The sequence below is a fragment of the Acinetobacter sp. TSRC1-2 genome, from assembly GCF_049895885.1.
GTDB lineage: Bacteria > Pseudomonadota > Gammaproteobacteria > Pseudomonadales > Moraxellaceae > Acinetobacter.
In genome coordinates this window covers 80,288-101,266 of the sequence record NZ_JAFCTF010000005.1, presented here as the reverse complement: position 1 = coordinate 101,266, position 20,979 = coordinate 80,288, and the positions used below count along the sequence as shown (strand labels likewise).

The window sequence follows — 20,979 nt, the reverse complement described above, 5'->3', positions numbered from 1 at the left end:
AAGATGTAAAAATCATAGTCGCTGTCATAGTCGCCGTAATCATCGCGGTTATTCTTTATTCCCTATATGAAAGAAATAAAGATGAAAACATGGGAAATTTAAAGAATGAGCAAAGTAATACACTGCTTAGTCCTATGCACAAGATAAGCTCAAGCGCATAGAGCCGTACGGTCATGCTAAAGATAATCGAGAGCAAGATATTCAAATTAGACGTTTTATGAAGATGAACCTTTATAAGTGAAACTGGCTAGAACCAGCCAATTTCTCTAAACACAATATTGTTATAAGGAGAAAAAAGATGGCAAATTCTGATGAGGATCGTATTAAAAACAATCCAAATAATGATGAGCGAGATCCACACCCAGTGGGAACAGGTGTAGGTGCTGCAGGTGCAGCAGCAGCAGGTGCCGCAATCGGTAGTGCGGGTGGCCCAATCGGAGCTATAGTCGGTGGGGCAGTTGGTGCGATAGTGGGGGGTGTAGCCGGCAGTGCAGCAGGTGAAGCGATAGATCCCACTGTTGAAGATACCTATTGGCGTGAAAACAGTGCGCATCAACCCTATTATCAGTCCACACAAAATACTTATCCGGATTTGGACTATGATCGCGATTATCGGCATGCCTATCGGGTAGGTTATGAGGATTCATCTACGTATGATTCGTCCAAAAGGTTTGAAGATGTAGAACCAGATCTTCGTTCTAAATGGGAACAATCAAAAGCAGAATCCCGCCTGTCTTGGGATGAGGCTAAACATGCCTCACGTGATGCATGGAATCGTTTACGTCCCTAACAGCTACTCCATAATCTCAAGAACATTTAAACCAATCTTTTTAATTTTAAAAGGGTTGGTTTTTTTGATCCAGTATTCATTAGATAAGTGGAATTATATTTTTTCCTCATATTTTTATAGCTCCAAGTGATGGCTATTTTCTACAAGCTCTGCGTGATCATATTAATGAATGAGTTTTTAAAAATCCGTATTCCTCATTTGTACAGTAGTTATTTACTCGTTCTCATCTTAAAAAATATTAAATTTAGAGTCTCATTATTAAATAATACTGAAATAAATATAGGTAAAGTGATTTTTAATAGTGTGCTCAATATTAAAGACAGGTGAGTTTAGGTAAAAATTGTGAGCTTGATTTTAGATGTTCAATTGGGAATCAATCATATACAGTTATGATGGTTTACAATGAAGGAAATTGACACAGATTTAGAATAAGAAAAAGCAAAAGAAAGAGTAAATTGATAGTGTCTTAATTTAGGCGATATATAATTAAGGCAATATAAATTCACAATCTAAAAGAGGGAATTAAACATGAATAACCAACCACAAGATCCGCAACCAGATCAACCGAACCTACATATTGAGTTTCCTCAACGGCCTAACGAAGAGAAAGTATACACTCCGCCCAATCCACAGCTTGATCAACCCAACCAACATCTTCAATACTCAAATCTACTGAAGCAACCTCAGTAAAAACCTGAAAATCGATTCAGGTAATAGATATAAAAAAAATTCTTAGAATCTTGTATTCAGGTATTTAAAACCTTATCCATTTAAAATAATAAACTAGAAAAGTAGAAACCATATAAAAAACCCTCAATTGAGGGTTTTTTAAAATCATAATAAGTTCGTCATTTAAAGTAATTACACTTTATTAACGCTTATAAAAATATAATTCATATTATTTTAAAGCTTAAACTGATGGATGATTTGTTTCTGCCACCGCCACCGAAACAGCCGCGAATTGCTTAAAATCAGCACCAGAAGGAGCTTGATAAACTTTCAAACCAAACTCTGGAATAATCGCAATCAGATGATCAAAGATATCCGATTGTATCGCCTCATAATCTTTCCATACCGTGGTATTTGTGAAAGCATAAATCTCCAGTGGTAAACCTTCACTGGTCGGTTGTAATTGGCGAATAATTAAAGATTGATTTTGCGCAATGCCCGGATGCTGTTTTAAATAAAAATCGATATAGGCACGGAATGTCCCTAAATTGGTCAAACGACGCTGATTATAGGAAGCCTGATTGGACAGTTGTTGATTAAAGCTTTCCAGTTCATTATGTTTGGTATTTAAGTATTGATCGAGTAATAAAAATTCTTTGAGCTTTTGTTGTTCACCCTGATTCATAAAATGCACGCTACTTTGATCAATATAAATTGATCGTTTGATGCGGCGCACACCGGCAGAGGCCATGCCACGCCAGTTTTTAAAGGTATCAGTCACCAGTTTGTTGGTCGGAATGGTGGTAAAAGTCTTATCAAAGTTTTGCACGGTAATAGTATGTAATGACATATCAATGACATCACCATCCGCATTTAAGGTCGGCATTTCAATCCAGTCACCAATACGTACCATGTCATAAGATGAAATCTGCACTGAAGCGACTAAAGATAGAATGGTATTTTGGAAAACCAGCATCAGGACTGCAGCCATGGCACCAAAGCCTGCGAGCAAGGTAAAGACATCTTTTTTCAGAAATGTCCCTAAAATCATCAAGCCACAGACAATAAAGATAATCAGCTTAACCAACTGTAAATAGCCTTTAATCGGCTTATTTCTTGATTTTGGGTTACGCTGGTAAATCAGGTTGAAGATACTTAAAAATTCACTGATGGCCAGCGCCAGAGTCAGGAATATAAAGGCTTGTGCACCCATTTGAACCAAGGTGACTATTTTTTCTGAAATATGCGGAACAGTCCCTATGCCGTTCATAATTACAATCGCAGGCACGATATTTGAAATACGGCTGATGACACTATGTTCAGCAAAAACACTCGAATTGGCCCATTTCATCTTTGAAACGAGTTTGCGAATACCTCGAACCACCCCTTGCTTGGCAATAAAATTTGCGAGAACTGCCAGTAAAATTAGGATACTTAGAGAGGTTAGCATCTCTAACCCCGGATATTGATCTGACCAATCTTGAATGTTCCAGATAAAAGCAAAATGCTCCAAAAATGTACCCTCAATATATAAATTTAAAAATTCTTTATAGTTTATAGGGTTATGTTTTTATTATCGTTGTAGGTAACGTTTTTCCTACATGAAGTCAAACTGAATTAACGCCCAAGGGTAATCCTAAGATGAGGCTGTGAGTATTTTTGAAATTTTATTTAATCTTATTTTTGATTTGAAGTGGATGCCAACACGGATATTGGCATCGCTTTTTAAACTACAGATAAGCTAAACTTACCACATCAAATCATCAGGGATCACATAAGCTGCATATGGATCTTCTTCATCCGTGATTTGCTCATTCTTTTCAGAATTATTGACAATAATAAAGCCTTTCATTTTGTCATTAATGCGATCTGCCAAGGCTTTAGGCAAAACTGCATACGCTTCGCTTTCTTTGGCAATCACTAATGAACCTGAAACCAGCGCATTATAAATTTGTTGATTCAGATAAATCTTTTTGATTTTACTCTCGTCAATAAATTGATAGGACACTTCGCCATCGATGTCGCGAATTTTGTGCTGATTGATCATCTGGATAATGGCTGCTTTTAATTCTTTACCTTGCAACAGGCGTTTTTTCTCTAAATCCAGCGCTTGATCTTTCGCGAGTTTTTCCTGCTTATCTTGCGCAATTTTCGCTTTCAATTCAGCTTCGTTGCTTTGTCCAGTACGTTGTTCATGAACTGCCTGTTTAGACAATTTTTTAGCCTTTTTATTATCGACTAAACCCGCTTTTAGCAATTGAGCCTGTAATGCATTTTTGACCATAATAAATTCCGAAACTACTCTTGAATACGTCGATAACGAAAATAAATAACCCAATATACGGCGCTAAGCGTCCAACTTAACAGCGCAGGGATAAGGAATGAATCTAATTTTAAATAAGGATAAATCAGGCTGGCAATTAGGCCACCGACGAAAAATCCGAATAAAATGGCTAAATGGAGAATAATCCGTCTGCGATCTATATCTAAACCACGTAAGCGATAACCTAACGCTAAACCTAAATCGGTCAAAACACCAGATAAATGGGTGGTTCGAATAATCGTGCCTTTATAATGACTGAACATGGCATTTTGTACACCCATTGCCACACATGCCCAAAGCAAACCATAGCGTGGGAAATAGGGCAACAGAAACCAGCACACTAAAATAAAAAAAGCCACCAGGCTTAAAGGCAAACCATAACGGCGCCCTAAGCTAAAGTGGCTATTTCCCAGTATCAATCCGCTATAACATGAACCGATTACATAACACAGGACAACCAGACCTAAGTAGACGATCTGTTCAGGTTGCCAATTCAGTACAGCCAGGGCCAACATGCTGACATTACCGGTCATATGTGAAACGGACTGATGCAAAACGGTCACCAGTCCGAGGACGTTAATCATTCCTGCATTCATTGCAAGAAAAAAAGCACCTAATTGAACCCAAAGCGGTAAAGTTTGAAGAGGCATAACGTCATAAAAAATTCTTAATAATGACTATCTTAATCTAAACCGCGATCTACAGCAGCAGTAAATAGCACATCTGTAGAAGAATTTAATGCAGTTTCAGTCGAATCTTGCAACACACTGATGACCATACCAATAGCAACCACTTGCATGGCGATATCCGAACTAATACCAAATAAGCCACAAGCCACTGGAATAAGCAGTAAAGAACCACCGGCAACACCAGACGCGCCACATGCTGAAATGGTCGCAAGCACAGATAAAATCAACATGGTGGTGAAATCAACCGGAATACCTAAAGTATTTACAGTGGCTAAGGTAAGGACGGTAATAGTCACTGAAGCACCCGCCATATTAATGGCAGCCCCGAGCGGAATAGCAACACTGGCGGTAGATTCGCTCACACCTAAACGTTTGGCTAAATCCAGGTTAACTGGAATATTTGCAGCCGAACTACGAGTGAAGAATGCGGTAATACCACTTTCACGTAGACATTTAAAAACCAGCGGATAGGGGTTCGCACGGGTCACAAATGCCACCATGATTGGGTTAATCACCAATGCCACAAAGAACATTGTGCCGATCAGTACTGCTAATAATTGCGCATAGCTTTCGAAGGTGCTTAATCCCGCTTCTGCAACTGTGACGGCCACCAGACCAAAAATGCCGACTGGGGCAAAATTAATCACCAAACGGATCACTGTATTTACAGCATTTGCAGCATCGGTGAGCAACACTTTCGTTGTTTCATTGGCATGACGGAATGCAACACCCAAAGCAACAGCCCACGCCAAAATGCCAATAAAGTTTGCTTCACTAATTGCAACAACAGGGTTGGCCACAAAACTTAAAAGAAGGTTCTTTAAGATTTCAATGAGACTACCGGGTGGTTGCAAGTCGGCGTTTGCGGGGATATCCAGAAACAAGGTACTTGGGAAAATAACGCTGGCAATCACTGCACTTAACGCAGCCAAGAACATTCCAACACCATACATCACCATAATGGGTTTGATTTTAGCGCTATGTCCGACTTTAAAATTAGCAATAGATGATAAAACCAGCACAAAAACCAATATAGGGGCAACAGATTTAAGCGCTTTAATAAACAAGTCACCCAACAGGCTTAAATAAGGAGCCACATTAGGGAACAAAACAGCAACACCAATACCTAAAATAATGGCGATAATAATTCGGGAGACTAAACTTAAACGCATTAAAGCAGTGAACATAAAGGTGCCTTGTTACAAATACGAGGACTAAAAAATTTACAAATATGCTCGCCATTTTATACCTAAAATAGTTGCTGCTAAAAATTAATTTTTATATAAAAACTAACTACTTATTTTTAAAGTTGATATTCTTGTTTTTAAATAATTTTAAACTCAAAAAAATTAAATATTCTGGTTATAGATATACTTTAAGATTCCCTTATTAGATCGAAATTCCCTCAAAATTTTCTCTTGATTGCCAAGCCTTGTTTAGATTTAATCCAGTCGATTGTTGTGAACCGGCTGGACAGATTTATAGCAGGGTATATACATCTTAAGAATTTAAAAAAACTTCAGGGGAAAGTTCTTGCATGGCCTGGAAATGAGACAGATAAATCTGACCACTTAAATGCTTTAACAATTTTGAATGTTGTAATTTATCCATTACTGGCCCCTTGATTTCTGAAAAATGTAATTTGATATTAATTTTTTTAAATTCTGCATTTACATCTTCCAGCATTTCTAAAGCACTCAGGTCAATCGCACTAATACTTGAACAGTTGATCACCACATGTTCTAAATCCCTATGCTGACTTACCGCATTAATCAAAAAACCTTTTAAAGTATTGGCATTTAGAAAAGTCAGGTTTTCATCAATACGCATAGAAAGCACTTTAGAAGAGGTCAGCACCTGACGGCGTTGTACATTTCTAAAATGTTGCGTGCCTTCAACCAAACCAATCACCGCAATATGGGGACGACTAATTCGCCACAATAAAAGCATAAAGGTGGAGACAATACCAATGATTAAACCGGTAGAGATATCTATGCAGATCACGCCAAAAAAGGTGATCCACATCGCAATACCATCTGCTTTTGAATAACGCCAGGTTTCAATAAAAGGTTTGAAATCGACCAGCTTCCAGATAGAAACAATAATGGTGGCTGCCAAAATAACCAAAGGCAAATCACGGAAAAAACCGGTGAAATATAGGCTGACCATTACAATCAGCAGCGATGAAAACACACCTGCCAGTGGTGTTTTGGCACCCGAATCTGCATTCACGACAGTTCTAGATAAACTGCCTGTGACCGGAAAGGCAGAACTAAGACCAGCACTTAAATTGGCTAAACCTAAGGCGACTAGTTCCTGATTGCTGTTTAAATGACTGCGCTGCTGTAATGCTGTCGCTTGTGCAATGGATAAGGATTCGACAAAGCTAATCATGGCGATCATCGCAGCACCCGGCAATAGAGTGATGACCAAGTCCATATTCCAATACGGCATACTGAGAGGCGGAAAACCTGATGGAATTTCTCCAACAGTTTTAATACCGATTTCTTGCAAATTCAGAAAATAAACTGCAGTAATTGAAGCAACGACGAGTACCAACGGTAATGCTTTAGAGATAAACGCTGTCGACCCAATACGACTTTTAATGGCATTAGAATTTAAAACTTTAGGTAGATAAATCAGAAAGAGTAAGGCAAAGATGCCAAAAATAAAGGTTTGAATATTGCTATAACCAATGTATTGCCAAAAGCTGAGCAAAAATTCAGGAATATTATTGGCTTTTAAAGGCACATCAACCAGAAATTTAAATTGACCTAAAGCAATCAGTAAAGCGGAAGCGATAATAAAACTTTGAATTACGGGATGACTAATCAGTTGAATCAGAAAACCAAACCTAAAAATCCCGAGCAGTAATGAGATGATCCCGACCATCACTGCAAGTAAACAGGCGGCTTGTATATAAACTGGAGAGCCGACTTCAAATAACGGATTTAAAGTGGCAAAGGTCATCATAGAAATAATCGCGACCGGACCAATTGATAGGGTAGGACTACCACCAATCATCGCATAAATGATCATCGGCAGAATGCTGGCATACAAGCCCATTATAGGCGGTAAACCTGCAAGCATGGCATAGGCCATCCCTTGCGGAACCAGCATTGCAATCACAATCAGCGCAGAAAGAAGATCTGATTTAAATTTGGCTTGGTTATATTTGCGCAGCCATTGCCAAGCGGGCAATAATGTCGTTAAGCGAGAATTTAAATCTGACATATCTAAAGCTAAATCACTATTTTAGATATATTATGCATAAAAAATGCTAAGAAGTCTTAATCTGATCAGTTTATCTATTTAATCTACTGATATTTTTAGGATTAAATTAGATTCTTAGGGCAGTAAAGTTGATATAAAGTATTTAATACCTGAATGAGTTTTTCATCTTTAATAGAATAAAAAATCTGTTTGCCATCACGACGGGTCGAAACCACATCACTTTTGCGTAACATCATCAGCTGTTGAGATAAGGTGGGCTGATTAATTTGGGTCATTTCTGCAATTTGCGAAACATTGAGTTCCTGTTTGGCAAGATGGCATAAAATAAGTAGGCGATCTGTATTGGCGAGTGATTTTAATATCGTGACAACAATATCAATAGAATCATGCATAGAAGCAATTTCAAGCTCGGTGTTCATATAACAGCATTTCCATACTACTCATCAGTAATATACGCAGTATAATGCCTGCATAATTGAATACATGAGAAAAAAGCACTATTTTCAATGGTTTTTAATGAACTTAAATATCAGATATTCTTATATCAATAAAATAAGGCATTTAAATTAAGTTAAATGCCTTATTTTGATGCAGGATATGAATAATTTATTTTTTATTCGCTTGTTTAAATCCTTTTAATTCTTTTTCATTAAAATGAAGATTTTCAATTATGGCCTGACGCGTATCAGGGTCATACCAATTGAAAATAGCCGACATTTTTTCTTCAAAATCATCACTGATAACAAAATGACTATCTTGAGTGTTTAATAAACTGTTCTGGTTCAGTATTGAAATAAAGTTTTTTAAGGTTGCACTGTCAAAATAATAACCCGATTGAATTTTTTGAGCCTGGAAAAGTTTTTGCAATACTGCTTTGCCCATTTTCTCCAACTCTTTCATGGTAAGCGTTTGAGTCGGAGCATATTGCTTAAGTAAACCTGAAATCATGATCATGTTATTCAGGCTAGAACTTGATAGATGAGCAAGTGATAACAGCTTATTTTGCATCTGTTCATCTAATGCAATGGATACCGTATTGTCTTGCTGAAAAATCCAGCCCAACTGTTCTAAACTATTTATAATTAATCCAATTTCATTTTCTAGTTCATCGATATTCCATTTTAAGAAAAACTCTTCTTTAAAATAGGGATACATATTTTTGACGTTATCGATTAAATAATGACGTGAGATTTTTTTATAAGATTGAATCAGCATTGCGATTAATGCAGGAAAAATAAAACAATGCAGAATATTATTACTAAAATAACTTAACAGGATTTTTTGACTTTCCGCCACACGAATCCAGTTTTCATTATTTTGACTAAAAATTTCAACTTGTTTTAATTTTTGAGCATATTGAATAATTTCAGTGCTGGATAATTCTGTCATCATCATTCTTTGATCGTACTTGGTGTCATTTAATAACTGACGATATTGATCAATTTGTGAGATTAAATCATGTTCACTTAAAGCATGATTTTTAACATTAAGTAAAATCAGTGAGATCAATGAAATAGGATTAACCACCACTGCTTTATTAATATTTTCTAAAATAGAATTTGCGACCTGATTGACAGTTTGAACCACAGGTTGAGGTAATTCATCATCAATATTTAATTTAATTTGATCGGCTTGATTAGCGGTTAAAATTTTATCCAGAAAAATGGGTTCGCCAAAATTAACATGAACCTGTCCAAAAACTTTTTCAATTTTACGTGCTGAACTTAAAATACCCCAGATCGATTCGGCTTCCTTCGGTTTGCCATTCAGTTCATTTAAGTAAGAAGTACCTTCCATAAGCTTTTCATAACCAAAATAGGTCGGAATAAAAGCAATCGGTTTGGTCGCGCCGCGTAAATGACTTTGTACTGTCATTGACAGCATGCCTTTTTTAGGTGGCAACAATAATCCCGTTCGTGAACGGCCACCTTCAATAAAGTATTCCAAAGGCGTGTTACGCGATAAAAGGCTGTGTAAATATTCTTTAAATACTGAAGTGTAAAGTTCATTACCACTAAAGGTACGGCGAATAAAATAGGCACCGCCGCCACGCATGATTTGACCCACAATAGGCAGGTTTAAATTAATCCCTGCAGCAATATGTGGAACCATGAGGCCACGGTTAAAAATCACATAAGAAAGCAGTAAATAATCGATGTGACTGCGATGGCAGGGCGTATAGACGATCTCATAATCCTTGGCTAACTCACGTACCGTATCGAAATTATGTACTTCAATACCATCGTAGAGTTGTGTCCATAATTTGGTCAGGGCCAGTTCAGCAAAACGTAAGGTTGAATATGAAAAATCAGAAACCACTTCGGTTAAATAGCCTTTGGCACGATTTTCCGCTTCAAACATACTAATTTTATGATCAATACTTTCTTTGCGAATGGCATCTTGCACCGCTTCAGTCTTCATTAATTTATTAATGAGGTTGCGACGGTCGGATAAATCGGGACCTAAAATCGCTTCTTTATGTTTATTAAAACTGGTATTGAGTTCTTTAACAATGGAATGGGCTGGAGAAAAGTTAGGATGCTCAATTTTGGCTTTTTGAATGGCGGATTTAAGTGAAATTGGCTTATGAAATTCAATATAGTTATCACGACTATATAATGAAATATTCAGGGCCTGTTTTAATTTGGATGGGGTAGACCATGCATCGGAAAATAAAGCCTTAAACCAGGAATCTTCATATTCAGGTGAACGACCCCATAATACCGTCACCGGAACCAGTTCAATATCGTATTCAGGATATTTTTCTAAAACTTCAATCAGGCGAATCAGTTTGGCAGAATAATGATAAGCCTCATTTTTTGAACTGGGTACATTTAGAGCCAGTATCGAGTCATCTTCTTTAAATTTCTGAATCATTAATGGCGCAAAAACTGATGGCAGTTTGCGCGCTTTTGCTTCAGTGTCGATTAATACTGTATTACTGAGTGAGGCATCTTGTAATACATAACAAATTAATTTTTTATCGAGTTTATCTTTTATATTTTTTTCTAATTCTTCAGTATTGCCTAAGACCTGAGGAGTCACGATTTTATCAAGGATTTTCTGCGTAAATTGTCGATAAAATCGGCTATAACCCTTATTAGACATTTGCTTCCCTAAAATCAGTTTTCATTTGCTGGATATTGTGTGCAATAACAACGATAAATACAAATCTTATTGATGACAAATAAGTCATTTAAGTTGTAACGACTTAAGAAAAACCAAGCTGAGATGCTGTGAAAAAATCTTTATTTTCTAGGCTCAAACAGGCAGTTAAGACGAAAAAAATGGAATAGAAAAACTTATCTTCCCGGTCTAAATGGCTTATGATGAATGCATGGTTTTAAAATCAAAAAATCGCTCAAGGAGTTAAAATGAGTACAGATTCTGCATTTCCAACACCAAATAATTTAGGCATAGCGGTTTATAGTAATAATGCTGAATCTATTGGCAACACCCCCTTAATTCGCATTAACCGTTTAATTTCTTCACCTGCCACGGTACTGGCTAAAATTGAAAGCCGTAATCCTGCATTTTCAGTGAAATGTCGTATTGGTGCCGCTTTAATTGCAGATGCTGAAGAAAAAGGTTTGCTTAAACCCGGCATGCATATTGTAGAGCCGACCAGTGGTAATACCGGGATTGCATTGGCATTCGTAGCTGCGGCAAAAGGTTATGACATCACGTTAACCATGCCTGCAAGTATGAGTGTTGAACGTCGTAAAGTGTTAAAAGCATTTGGTGCAAATCTGGTACTGACTGAACCTGCAAAAGGCATGAAAGGTGCAGTGGATGAAGCCGTTCGTTTAGCCACTGAACAACCGGAACTGTATTATTTGCCGCAACAATTTGAAAACCCGGCCAACCCTAAAATTCATGAACAGACCACAGGTCCTGAAATTTGGGAAGCAACTGGCGGTAAGGTTGATATTTTAGTTTCTGGCGTAGGAACAGGCGGTACCATTTCCGGTATTTCACGTTATTTTGAGCAAGTGAAAAATCAAGCGCTTTATTCGGTTGCTGTTGAACCGGCTGAATCGCCCATTATTGGACAAACCAAACGTGGTGAAGCGCTGACTCCGGGGCCGCATAAAATCCAGGGTATTGGTGCAAACTTTATTCCAAAAAATCTGGATTTAGATTTAGTTGATGAAGTTATTGCGATTGACAGCTCAGCAGCCATTGAATGGGCGCGTAAAACAGCGACTCATGAAGGTATTTTAGTGGGTATTTCAAGTGGTGCTGCAATGGCAGCAGCAGCTCAACTGGCAGCACGTCCTGAAAATGCCGGAAAAACCATTGTGGTGATTTTACCGGATGCCGGTGAACGTTATTTATCGTCTGTTTTATTTGAAGATATTTCTGCCGATTAATGTGGCACGAATTTTCTGAGAATAAAAAAAGGCTGAAGGTTGATCTTCAGCCTTTTTTATTCAGTCTGTATGAATCACAAAATCTTAACGGATAAACAGTTTTAAAATCAGTTTCTGAATAAATGTGCCATAAGGCGGATAGAACAAATACATCAAACTAAATTTCGGTCGGTTAAACACGGCTTTCGCATGACTAAAGGTGACAAAACCTTCATAGCCATGATAATGACCCATTCCCGATGGACCCACACCGCCGAAAGGCAGATCTTCCTGTCCGACATGAACCAAGGTTTCATTGAGGCAAACACCGCCACTGTGAGTTTGCATGAGTACTTTTTGCTGATCTTGTTTGTTATAACCAAAATAATATAAAGCCAAAGGACGCGGTCTTTGATTAATGTAGTCAATCGCTTCATCGAGCTGTTGATAAGTCACGATCGGCAATAAGGGACCGAAAATTTCATTTTGCATCACCTGCATATCATCTGTGACATTGCTTAGAACATAATGTGCTAAACGTCGTCCTGAAGATGTGTCAGTAATGACATTAACAGTCGCATTTTTTGCAGTTGCATCCTCAATATAGCGATTTAGGCGGTTGAGCTGCCGCTCATTAATAATGGCGGTGTAATCCGGATTATTGTCTAGTGTCGGGAAAAATTCCTGAATGGCTGTCGAGTAATCTTCAATAAACTGGGCCTCTAAGTGTGCAGGAATCAGCACATAATCGGGCGCCACACAGGTTTGTCCGGCATTCATGGCTTTGCCAAAAGCAATTCGCCGTGCACTTTCACGAATATTGGCATCGGCCAAGACCAACGCTGGAGACTTTCCTCCAAGTTCCAAGGTCACTGGCGTAAGGTTGTTGGCAGCTGCACGCATCACATGTTTACCGACTTCACTGGCACCGGTAAATAAGATGTGATTAAAAGGCAATTGGGTAAATTGCTGCGCAACTTCTGCATCACCATTGACCACACATACCAAATCTTCAGGAAAGGCTTGAGCAATCATTTGCTTAAACAGGGCAGAAAATCCAGGAGTATATTCACTCATTTTCAACATCACCCGATTACCCGCCGCAAGGGCTTGGCAGAGTGGGCCGATGGCTAAAAACAGCGGGTAATTCCACGGGACCACGATACCCACTACACCAACCGGTTGATACAAGACATAACCTGTCGCAGGTTGGAAAAGAATACCAATATGACGTTTGCTTGGACGCATCCATTTTTTCAAATTTTTTAAGGCATATTTAATGCCGAGCACACTGGTCATGACCTCGAACATTTCGGTTTCAGAATGACTTCGGTTAGAAAAGTCCTGACTAATTGCCTCATTGATCTGGGTTTTATTTTGCAGAATCAATTGCTGCAAAGTTTTAAGCTGCTGTCTACGCTGCTCCAAACTCGGGTAACTGTTTTCAGTAAATGCCTGTTTTTGCTTCTCGAATAATAGTTGTAATTCGATCAAGATACTTTGATCTGTACTTTGATCTGTACTTTGATCTGTACTTTGATCCATTTTATGATTCAACATCTTACATATCCTTTGCCAGTAGTAAGAGAGTAACTTGAATTTTTCAATATCATTCCGTTATTCTCACTTTGTTATATTTTTAAATCTTTTTAAAATATTACATAACAGGTTCAAATCTATCCTCAAGTCACTATGAGTGAACTGAGAATGATGCGCTTATCTTTGAAATTAAGCATGTAACTGTTTGGCGCGTATCATATCCACCGCTTTTTCAGCAATCATGATAGTCGGCGCATTGGTATTGCCATTCACCACATTCGGCATGATTGAGGCATCCACCACACGTAAATTTTCAATGCCATAGACACAAAGCTGCGGATCAACCACGGCCATTTCATCAACGCCCATTTTACAACTGCCGACAGGGTGATACACCGTATCCGCACGTTCACGCAAAATATGCCGGATTTCGTCATCGGTTTTGACCGAAGCACAAAACAGATCTTTTTTATGCAGCATTTTCAATGCCGGCGAATGCATCAGTTGTTGCGTTAATTTATAGGCATTGACCATATCTTCAATATCCTCTTCATGATCAAAGAAATTCGGGTCAATCAGTAGGGGATCTTCAATGCTGGGGCCACTGATTTGAATGCTACCGCGACTTTTTGGATTCAGCAGGCAGACATGACAGGAAATACCGTGACTGGCATGGAAAGTGCGCGCATGGTTATCGACCAAGGCCACAACAAAATGCAGCTGCAAATTGGGAATCTCTTTATCTGCTGAACTTTTTAAAAAGCCGCCACACTCGGCAAAATTGGTACTGAGCATGCCACGGCGTTCTTTACGATAGCGTGAAATTTGCTTCATCAAGTCAATTGTACCGGCCAGTGAAACGCCAAAAGTACCCGCAATATCACTAACGGTATAACTAAAAATAAAATCAGGATGATCGTGGAAATTTTTACCGACACCGGGCAGGTGTTTGGTCACGGCAATATCATGCTCGACCAGTTTCTGTTCATCGCCAATGCCGGAGAGCATTAAAATTTGCGGCGAATGCATCGCACCTGCGCTTAACAGCACTTCTTTATGGGCACGCAGCTGTTTAAGTTGCCCTCCATGTTTAACCTCGACCCCAACTGCAACCTGATTTTCAATTAAAATGCGCTGTGTAGAGGCATGGGTATAAATGGTCAGATTAGGGCGTTCCAAATGCGGAAATAAATAGGCACGCGCCGCACTACAGCGCTCGCCATTAATATGCGTGACCTGATACACGCCTAAGCCTTCTTGTTCGGCTCCATTAAAGTCATTTAGAATTTTATAACCTTGTTCTTTCGCGGCAGTGATATAACGTTCATGCCATGGACTGTCGGTGCGCAAATTCGATACTGATAAAGGCCCGGTATTGCCATGATATTCATTTCGAATATCGTGATTGTTTTCCGAACGAATGAAGTAGGGTAGAACCTCCTGATAACTCCAACCTTGATTACCGAGTTCCGCCCACTGGTCATAATCTTTTTGATGGCCGCGCACATAAATCATGGCATTAATGGCAGATGATCCACCTAAACATTTACCGCGTGGTTGGTATCCTTTACGGCCATTTAGACCTTTTTGAGGCACGGTTTCAAAGGCCCAATTGTTGATTTTGGTGGGTATGCTGATCACGGCTGCGGCGGGAGTATTTACCGTCCAGGTATTGCCATGACTGCCGGCTTCTAATAAACAGACTGAAATTCCTGGATTTTCTGATAACCGTCCGGCCAAAACGCAGCCGGCACTGCCGCCACCAATGACAATATAGTCAAACATCTGGTTTTCCATAGAGGATCTTGTTCCTGTTATTTATTTTTGAATGTCATTTTTGTTTTAAGGGATATTTCTATTGTTTTCATCACCCATTTAAATCGATCTTACTGAAGCCTGAGGCGAAAAGATATACAGTTTAGCGCTTGATTCACAAAAATAAAAAATGGTTTATTTTTATCTATGCTTATATAATTAACCGCCTCTCTAATTACAGTTTCATACCATATTCGGTATAAATGAGCATTGGAAATAAGACTAAAAAAGCAGATGATGTATCTCTGTTATGGATTAAAACAAGTAGGATTTTAATTAGTGTTTGAGCTTGACTGTAAATTACTCAGTGTTTTTCTTTATATTTATAAATATAAAAGTGTTTCGGTTGCAGCAGAATATCTGTCGATGAGCCAACCGACGGTCAGTAATATCCTGAATAAAATTAGACAGCATTATAACGATCCGCTTTTTTTAAGAATCGGCAATGAGATGGTTCCCACTGAATTGTCTAAACAGCTTTTTCCTTTGGTGAGTGAGGCGCTGAGCAAGGTCGAGATCATTAATAATTTCACTATTAATTTTGACCAATCGACTTCGCAGCAGAAATTTACCATTGCCATGACCGATGTTTCACATTTGGTGTTATTACCTAAAATTTCACAATATTTAAAACAACATGCCTCGCATATTCGCTTAAATGTCCGAGCGATTACCTCGGAAACCAGTTATCAGATGGCCAATGGTGAAATTGATTTAGCCATTGGCTTTTTACCCAATTTGGAAAATGGTTTTTATCAACAAAAATTATTTGAACAATATTATGTGGTGATTGCTTCTAAGGATCATCCAAGGCTGAGTGGAGACAGTTTAAGCACTGAACAATATATTAGTGAGTCGCATATCGATATTGATGCGGGAATGGGGCATTACCATATTGAAAATGAGCTACATAATTTAGAATTAAAACGTAATATTCTAATGCGTTTACCAAGTTATTTAGGTGTGGGGCTAGTGGTGCAGGAAACTGATGCGATTGCGACGGTACCTTATTATTTAAGTAAAGTGTTATTGTCACGCGGTAATTTGCAAATTTTAGAGGCACCGATTACTTTTCCAAGCTATGCAGTTAAACAATATTGGCATATGTCTTGTCATCATAAAACCAGTCATCAATGGCTGCGTCAGATGTGTTATGAATTATTCAGCCAAATGAATGAACTGGATGGTTCAACGCATGGAATGATTCAGCAACAAAAATAATGATTTAAATCAATTAGATTTATTCATCTACTAAAGGGATTTTATCCGGGGTCATGAGCGCCTGATTAATATATAACTTGATTAAACGTTCCCTTGAACCAATCGATTTTTGATAGTGGGTTGAATTGAGTAATAATGATGCCCCATAGGTGACAGTCCAGATATAAGATAAATAATCGCGAATTGACATGGCGCTATCCAGGGACTTTAAATATTCATCGGTCATGTCTTTGATTTCAATAATCCGTTCTTCACGCACCTGATATAATTCTTCAAATAATTCGTTTAATTTTCTTTCGTTGTTGGTTAATCGGTCTTCAATGACATGTAATAAAATAGTCCGGTTGGAATTTAACATGTTGTAAAGCATGTACTGTGAAACATAGGTTTTAATATTATTTTTATATTTTTTTGAAATTTCTAATAATCTTTTTTCATTCAAGATAATCAATTCTAAATACAGCTGATTCTTGCTTTTAAAATGCTTATAAATTGTACCTTTGGCAATATCCAGTTCAGAGGCTAATTCTCCAAGCGTAATATCTTGATTGTTGTCCAGCAACAGCGTTTCTGCCATGGCTAAAATTTTCTCTTTACGTAATAGAAAATTTTGTTGGCGTACTGTATTCATTGCAATCGTCCTAAGCAGACATTAAAAAAAGCGCATTCAACATATACTAATAAAATTATGATGACCATTCCACTATTGTCGGGTCTGGACCAAACTTAATATTTAAAATCGATATTTTTTTAACCCCCTATTTTCAATTGCATCGCTTTTAATGGCATAGCAAAAATTAAAAGTCAATAAATGAGAACCTTCGAGGTCAATAATCGCCATTAAAATTCCAATTGGACAATAATTATTTTATTGTCTTTTTGCGCGGAAACGTAAAATCACGGATTAAACGCAAATAAATAATGTTCTGATCAAACCGTATTTCAACCGTACATTTAAAGATGAGATTTTAGGATGAATTGCTTAATTCAAAGTCAATTACAGAAAAGATGTTTTGTTTAGCAAGCATTCAAGTGAACATCAGGTGGAACGCATTTTAATTCTTAAAACTCTTATGAGGCGATTCTTCAAACTCGGTTTTTGCCTTAATGCCATTTCTCCTGATGGTTATTGAAAACTGGTTTGAACGCCCAAATTTATTCAAATAGATGTACATTGAAATGAAGCTCGTTATTTTAGTTTAGGTTCTTACAACTTAAAAAACACTTCAATTTTCAATCCGAAGTCTTCACCCAAGGAAAGCAATATGCCTATTTATAACGCACCTCTTAAAGATATGGATTTTATTTTAAATGATGTATTTAAGGCTGAAGATTTTTGGCAAGGTAATGAAGACTTAGCCCATATTGACATGGCAACGGCCAATGCCATTTTAGAAGAAATGGCAAAATTTTCTAAAAATGTCATTCTGGATTTAAACCGTTCAAGTGATGAAGAAGGTGGTGCTCAATTTAATAATGGCGTGGTAACGACGCCAAAAGGTTTTAAAGAAGCATTTAAGCAATATGCAGAAGGCGGATGGATTGGCTTGGGTGCGGAAGAAGAGTGGGGTGGTCAGGGCATGCCAAAAATGCTGACTGTGCTTGCTGATGAAATGATCTGGGCAACCAATCCATCGTTTATGCTTTACCCGTTACTTTCTGTGGGTGCAGGCATGGCATTGAACAACTATGCCTCTCAAGAGCAAAAACAAACCTATTTACCTAAAATTTACACCGGTGAATGGTCAGGTACCATGTGTCTAACTGAACCGCATGCAGGAACCGATTTAGGCATTATTAAAACCAAAGCTGAACGCAATAAAGATGGTTCTTATGACATTACCGGAACCAAAATCTTTATTACCAGTGGTGAGCATGACCTATCAGCAAACATTATTCACCTGGTCCTGGCGAAAACGCCAGATGCACCTGCAGGTTCACGCGGTATTTCATTGTTCATCGTGCCTAAATTCCTGGTGAATGAAGATGGTTCATTGGGTGAGCGCAATAGCATGGGTGCGGGTTCTATTGAACACAAGATGGGGATTAAAGGTTCGGCAACCTGTGTATTGAATTTTGATGGTGCCAAAGGTTTCCTTGTCGGTAAAGAAAACGAAGGTCTGGCGGCCATGTTTGTGATGATGAACTACGAACGTTTATCGATGGGCATTCAAGGTTTAGGCGCATCTGAATTTGCCTATCAAAATGCAGCGCAATATGCGACAGACCGTCTACAAGGCCGCAGTGCAACAGGGGTGAAATCGCCAGAGAAACCCGCCGATTCGATTTTGGTCCATGGTGATGTACGTCGTATGTTGCTTAACGGTCGTGCTAACAATGAAGCATCGCGCGCATTTGCGGTATACGTAGGTCAGCAACTGGATATCACCAAGTTCTCTACCGATGCAGAAGCCGTGAAAAAAGCCAATGACCGTGTGGCATTGTTAACGCCAATCGCCAAAGCCTACTTAACGGATACCGCATTGAATGCGGTGCTTGAGTCACAAATGGTGTTTGGTGGTCATGGTTATATCCGTGAATGGGGCATGGAACAGTGCGTTCGTGACCTACGGATCTCACAAATTTATGAAGGCACTAACGGTGTACAAGCGCAGGATTTAATCGGCCGTAAAACCATTCGCAATAATGGTGCGAATATGGCGGAATATATCACTGAAATTCGTGAATTTGTCGCTATATTAGATGATTCACTTCCGATTAAAGCCGCGACTTTAAAGGCGTGTAATGAAGTGGAAACGATTACCCAGTTTATTTTGCAACAGGCGAAAGGCGAACCTGATTTTGCCAATGGTGTTGCAGTGGATTACTTGCATGCAGTGGGCTTACTGAGCTTTAGCTATATGTTTGCGAAAATCTCGCAAGCAGCTCAAGCGAAAACAGAAGCGTTCTATCAAAACAAACTTATTTTGGCGCAGTACTTTGCAGAGAAAGTGTTACCCGGCTTAACTGCACGTATTGCCCAAATTAAAGCCGGTTCAAACTTGATGATGCAGTTACCGGAAGATTACTTCACTGCTCAATCTTAAGCTCGGCACTTGGGTTTTAACCTGGATTTAACACAGATGGAAATTTGATGGGCAGCATCTTCTGCTCATCTCAAACAACAAAATTTATAAACTAGGATGGAAAAAATGATTGTTATTGTGAATGGTGTACGTACAGCAATGGGTGGTTTTCAAGGCTCGCTTTCTGCCTGTGCAGCACCCGATTTAGGTGCAGTGGCCATTAAAGAAGTGGTTGCACGTTCAGGTTTACAGCCTGCAGATATCGATGAAGTGATTTTTGGTTGTGTGTTACCTGCGGGCTTAAAGCAAGGTCCAGCGCGTCAGGCCATGCGTCAAGCCGGTTTGCCAGATTCGACCGGTGCGACCACCATCAATAAAATTTGTGGTTCCGGTATGAAAGCGGTGATGCAAGCGGCCGATGCGGTTAAAGCAGGTTCTGCACAAATTGTGGTTGCCGGGGGGATGGAGTCGATGAGTAATGCGCCATATCTACTTGAAAAAGCACGTAGTGGTTACCGTATGGGACATGGAAAAACCACAGATCACATGTTCCAGGAAGGTCTGGAAGATGCTGAAACAGGTCTTTCCATGGGCATACTTGCACAAGAAATGGCAGATAAAAAAGGTTATACCCGCGAGCAACAAGATGCTTTTGCGATCAGCTCTTTAAATAAAGCAGTGACGGCAATTAATCATGCTTACTTCAAGGCTGAAATTGCGCCTGTAACCGTATCTAGCCGTAAAGGCGATGTAATTGTTGAGCAAGATGAGCAACCTCTGAATGCCAAAGCCGACAAAATTCCGACCTTACGTCCCGCGTTTAAAAAAGACGGAACCATTACAGCGGCAAATGCCAGTTCAATCAGTGATGGCGCATCTGCACTGGTGATCACTTCGGAAGAAATTGCAGCTGAACGTGGCCTTAAACCTGTTGCTAAAGTTCTCGCCTATGCCAGTCATTCACAGCATCCTTCTGAATTTAGTATTGCTCCGGTAGGCGCAATTGAGAAAGTCTTAAAGCAAACCGGCTGGACTGCTGCTGAAGTTGATCTTTGGGAAATTAATGAAGCCTTTGCGATGGTGACCATGGCGGCTATGGATGCTTTTAATTTAGATGAAGCCAAAGTCAATGTGAACGGTGGTGCGTGTGCACTTGGACATCCACTCGGTTCATCAGGTTCACGTATTATTGTGACCTTGATTCATGCACTTCAACGTACTGGCGGCAAAAAAGGCATTGCAGCATTATGTATTGGTGGTGGTGAAGCGACTGCTATTGCGGTTGAGTTAATTTAAACTGATACAACATAAACATATGAAG

At 38.9% G+C, this 20,979-nt stretch carries 15 protein-coding genes; 5 read left to right on the top strand and 10 right to left on the bottom strand.

Annotated elements, in window-relative coordinates:
• Window positions 1-298 precede the first annotated feature (298 nt).
• Window positions 299-790, top strand: a complete 492-nt coding sequence (locus tag ACP69Y_RS07260; protein WP_425917449.1) for a hypothetical protein — start codon at window positions 299-301, stop codon at window positions 788-790.
• A 910-nt stretch (window positions 791-1,700) separates the two neighbouring features.
• Here the strand turns inward: ACP69Y_RS07260 and ACP69Y_RS07255 are convergent.
• The 7 genes from ACP69Y_RS07255 to plsB all read right to left on the bottom strand — a co-directional run bounded on the left by ACP69Y_RS07255 (window position 1,701) and on the right by plsB (window position 10,813).
• Entirely contained in the window at window positions 1,701-2,972 is a 1,272-nt protein-coding gene (locus tag ACP69Y_RS07255; RefSeq protein ID WP_425917447.1) for a mechanosensitive ion channel family protein, read from the bottom strand.
• Between the two features lie 234 nt (window positions 2,973-3,206).
• Window positions 3,207-3,743, bottom strand: a complete 537-nt coding sequence (locus ACP69Y_RS07250) for a DUF2058 domain-containing protein (protein WP_425917445.1) — start codon at window positions 3,741-3,743, stop codon at window positions 3,207-3,209.
• 14 nt (window positions 3,744-3,757) lie between these two features.
• Window positions 3,758-4,432: a YoaK family protein gene (locus ACP69Y_RS07245; protein WP_425917443.1), complete on the bottom strand. Its 675-nt coding sequence runs from the start codon at window positions 4,430-4,432 to the stop codon at window positions 3,758-3,760.
• Window positions 4,433-4,464: 32 nt separating this feature from the next.
• A complete protein-coding gene (gene sstT, locus ACP69Y_RS07240) occupies window positions 4,465-5,658 on the bottom strand; it encodes a serine/threonine transporter SstT (RefSeq protein ID WP_425917441.1) in 1,194 nt (397 codons plus the stop codon).
• Between the two features lie 313 nt (window positions 5,659-5,971).
• Window positions 5,972-7,705, bottom strand: coding sequence for a SulP family inorganic anion transporter (locus tag ACP69Y_RS07235; RefSeq protein ID WP_425917439.1), 1,734 nt, complete (start codon window positions 7,703-7,705; stop codon window positions 5,972-5,974).
• Between the two features lie 101 nt (window positions 7,706-7,806).
• A complete protein-coding gene (locus ACP69Y_RS07230; RefSeq protein WP_425917437.1) occupies window positions 7,807-8,124 on the bottom strand; it encodes a metalloregulator ArsR/SmtB family transcription factor in 318 nt (105 codons plus the stop codon).
• 187 nt (window positions 8,125-8,311) lie between these two features.
• A complete protein-coding gene (plsB, locus tag ACP69Y_RS07225; RefSeq protein WP_425917435.1) occupies window positions 8,312-10,813 on the bottom strand; it encodes a glycerol-3-phosphate 1-O-acyltransferase PlsB in 2,502 nt (833 codons plus the stop codon).
• Window positions 10,814-11,079: 266 nt separating this feature from the next.
• Between plsB and cysK the strand changes: the two genes are divergently transcribed.
• The gene (gene cysK / locus ACP69Y_RS07220; protein WP_425917433.1) at window positions 11,080-12,078 is read left to right on the top strand and encodes a cysteine synthase A; all 999 of its coding nucleotides are present in this window, start codon (window positions 11,080-11,082) and stop codon (window positions 12,076-12,078) included.
• Window positions 12,079-12,162: 84 nt separating this feature from the next.
• Here the strand turns inward: cysK and ACP69Y_RS07215 are convergent, their stop codons facing one another.
• Both ACP69Y_RS07215 and ACP69Y_RS07210 read right to left on the bottom strand, forming a co-directional pair.
• Complete coding sequence (locus ACP69Y_RS07215) at window positions 12,163-13,617, bottom strand: coniferyl aldehyde dehydrogenase (RefSeq protein ID WP_425917431.1); 1,455 nt, start codon at window positions 13,615-13,617, stop codon at window positions 12,163-12,165.
• A 168-nt stretch (window positions 13,618-13,785) separates the two neighbouring features.
• Window positions 13,786-15,393, bottom strand: coding sequence for a GMC family oxidoreductase (locus tag ACP69Y_RS07210; protein WP_425917429.1), 1,608 nt, complete (start codon window positions 15,391-15,393; stop codon window positions 13,786-13,788).
• 297 nt (window positions 15,394-15,690) lie between these two features.
• On the opposite strand from ACP69Y_RS07210, the gene ACP69Y_RS07205 reads away from it, so the two are divergent.
• Window positions 15,691-16,632: a LysR substrate-binding domain-containing protein gene (locus ACP69Y_RS07205; RefSeq protein WP_425917427.1), complete on the top strand. Its 942-nt coding sequence runs from the start codon at window positions 15,691-15,693 to the stop codon at window positions 16,630-16,632.
• 19 nt (window positions 16,633-16,651) lie between these two features.
• On the opposite strand, the gene ACP69Y_RS07200 is transcribed toward ACP69Y_RS07205, so the two are convergent.
• A complete protein-coding gene (locus ACP69Y_RS07200; RefSeq protein WP_425917425.1) occupies window positions 16,652-17,263 on the bottom strand; it encodes a TetR/AcrR family transcriptional regulator in 612 nt (203 codons plus the stop codon).
• Window positions 17,264-17,897: 634 nt separating this feature from the next.
• On the opposite strand from ACP69Y_RS07200, the gene ACP69Y_RS07195 reads away from it, so the two are divergent.
• Together ACP69Y_RS07195 and ACP69Y_RS07190 are read left to right on the top strand one after the other, a co-directional pair.
• Window positions 17,898-19,679, top strand: a complete 1,782-nt coding sequence (locus ACP69Y_RS07195; protein ID WP_425917423.1) for an acyl-CoA dehydrogenase C-terminal domain-containing protein — start codon at window positions 17,898-17,900, stop codon at window positions 19,677-19,679.
• Between the two features lie 105 nt (window positions 19,680-19,784).
• Window positions 19,785-20,954: a thiolase family protein gene (locus ACP69Y_RS07190; RefSeq protein ID WP_425917421.1), complete on the top strand. Its 1,170-nt coding sequence runs from the start codon at window positions 19,785-19,787 to the stop codon at window positions 20,952-20,954.
• Window positions 20,955-20,979 lie beyond the last annotated feature (25 nt).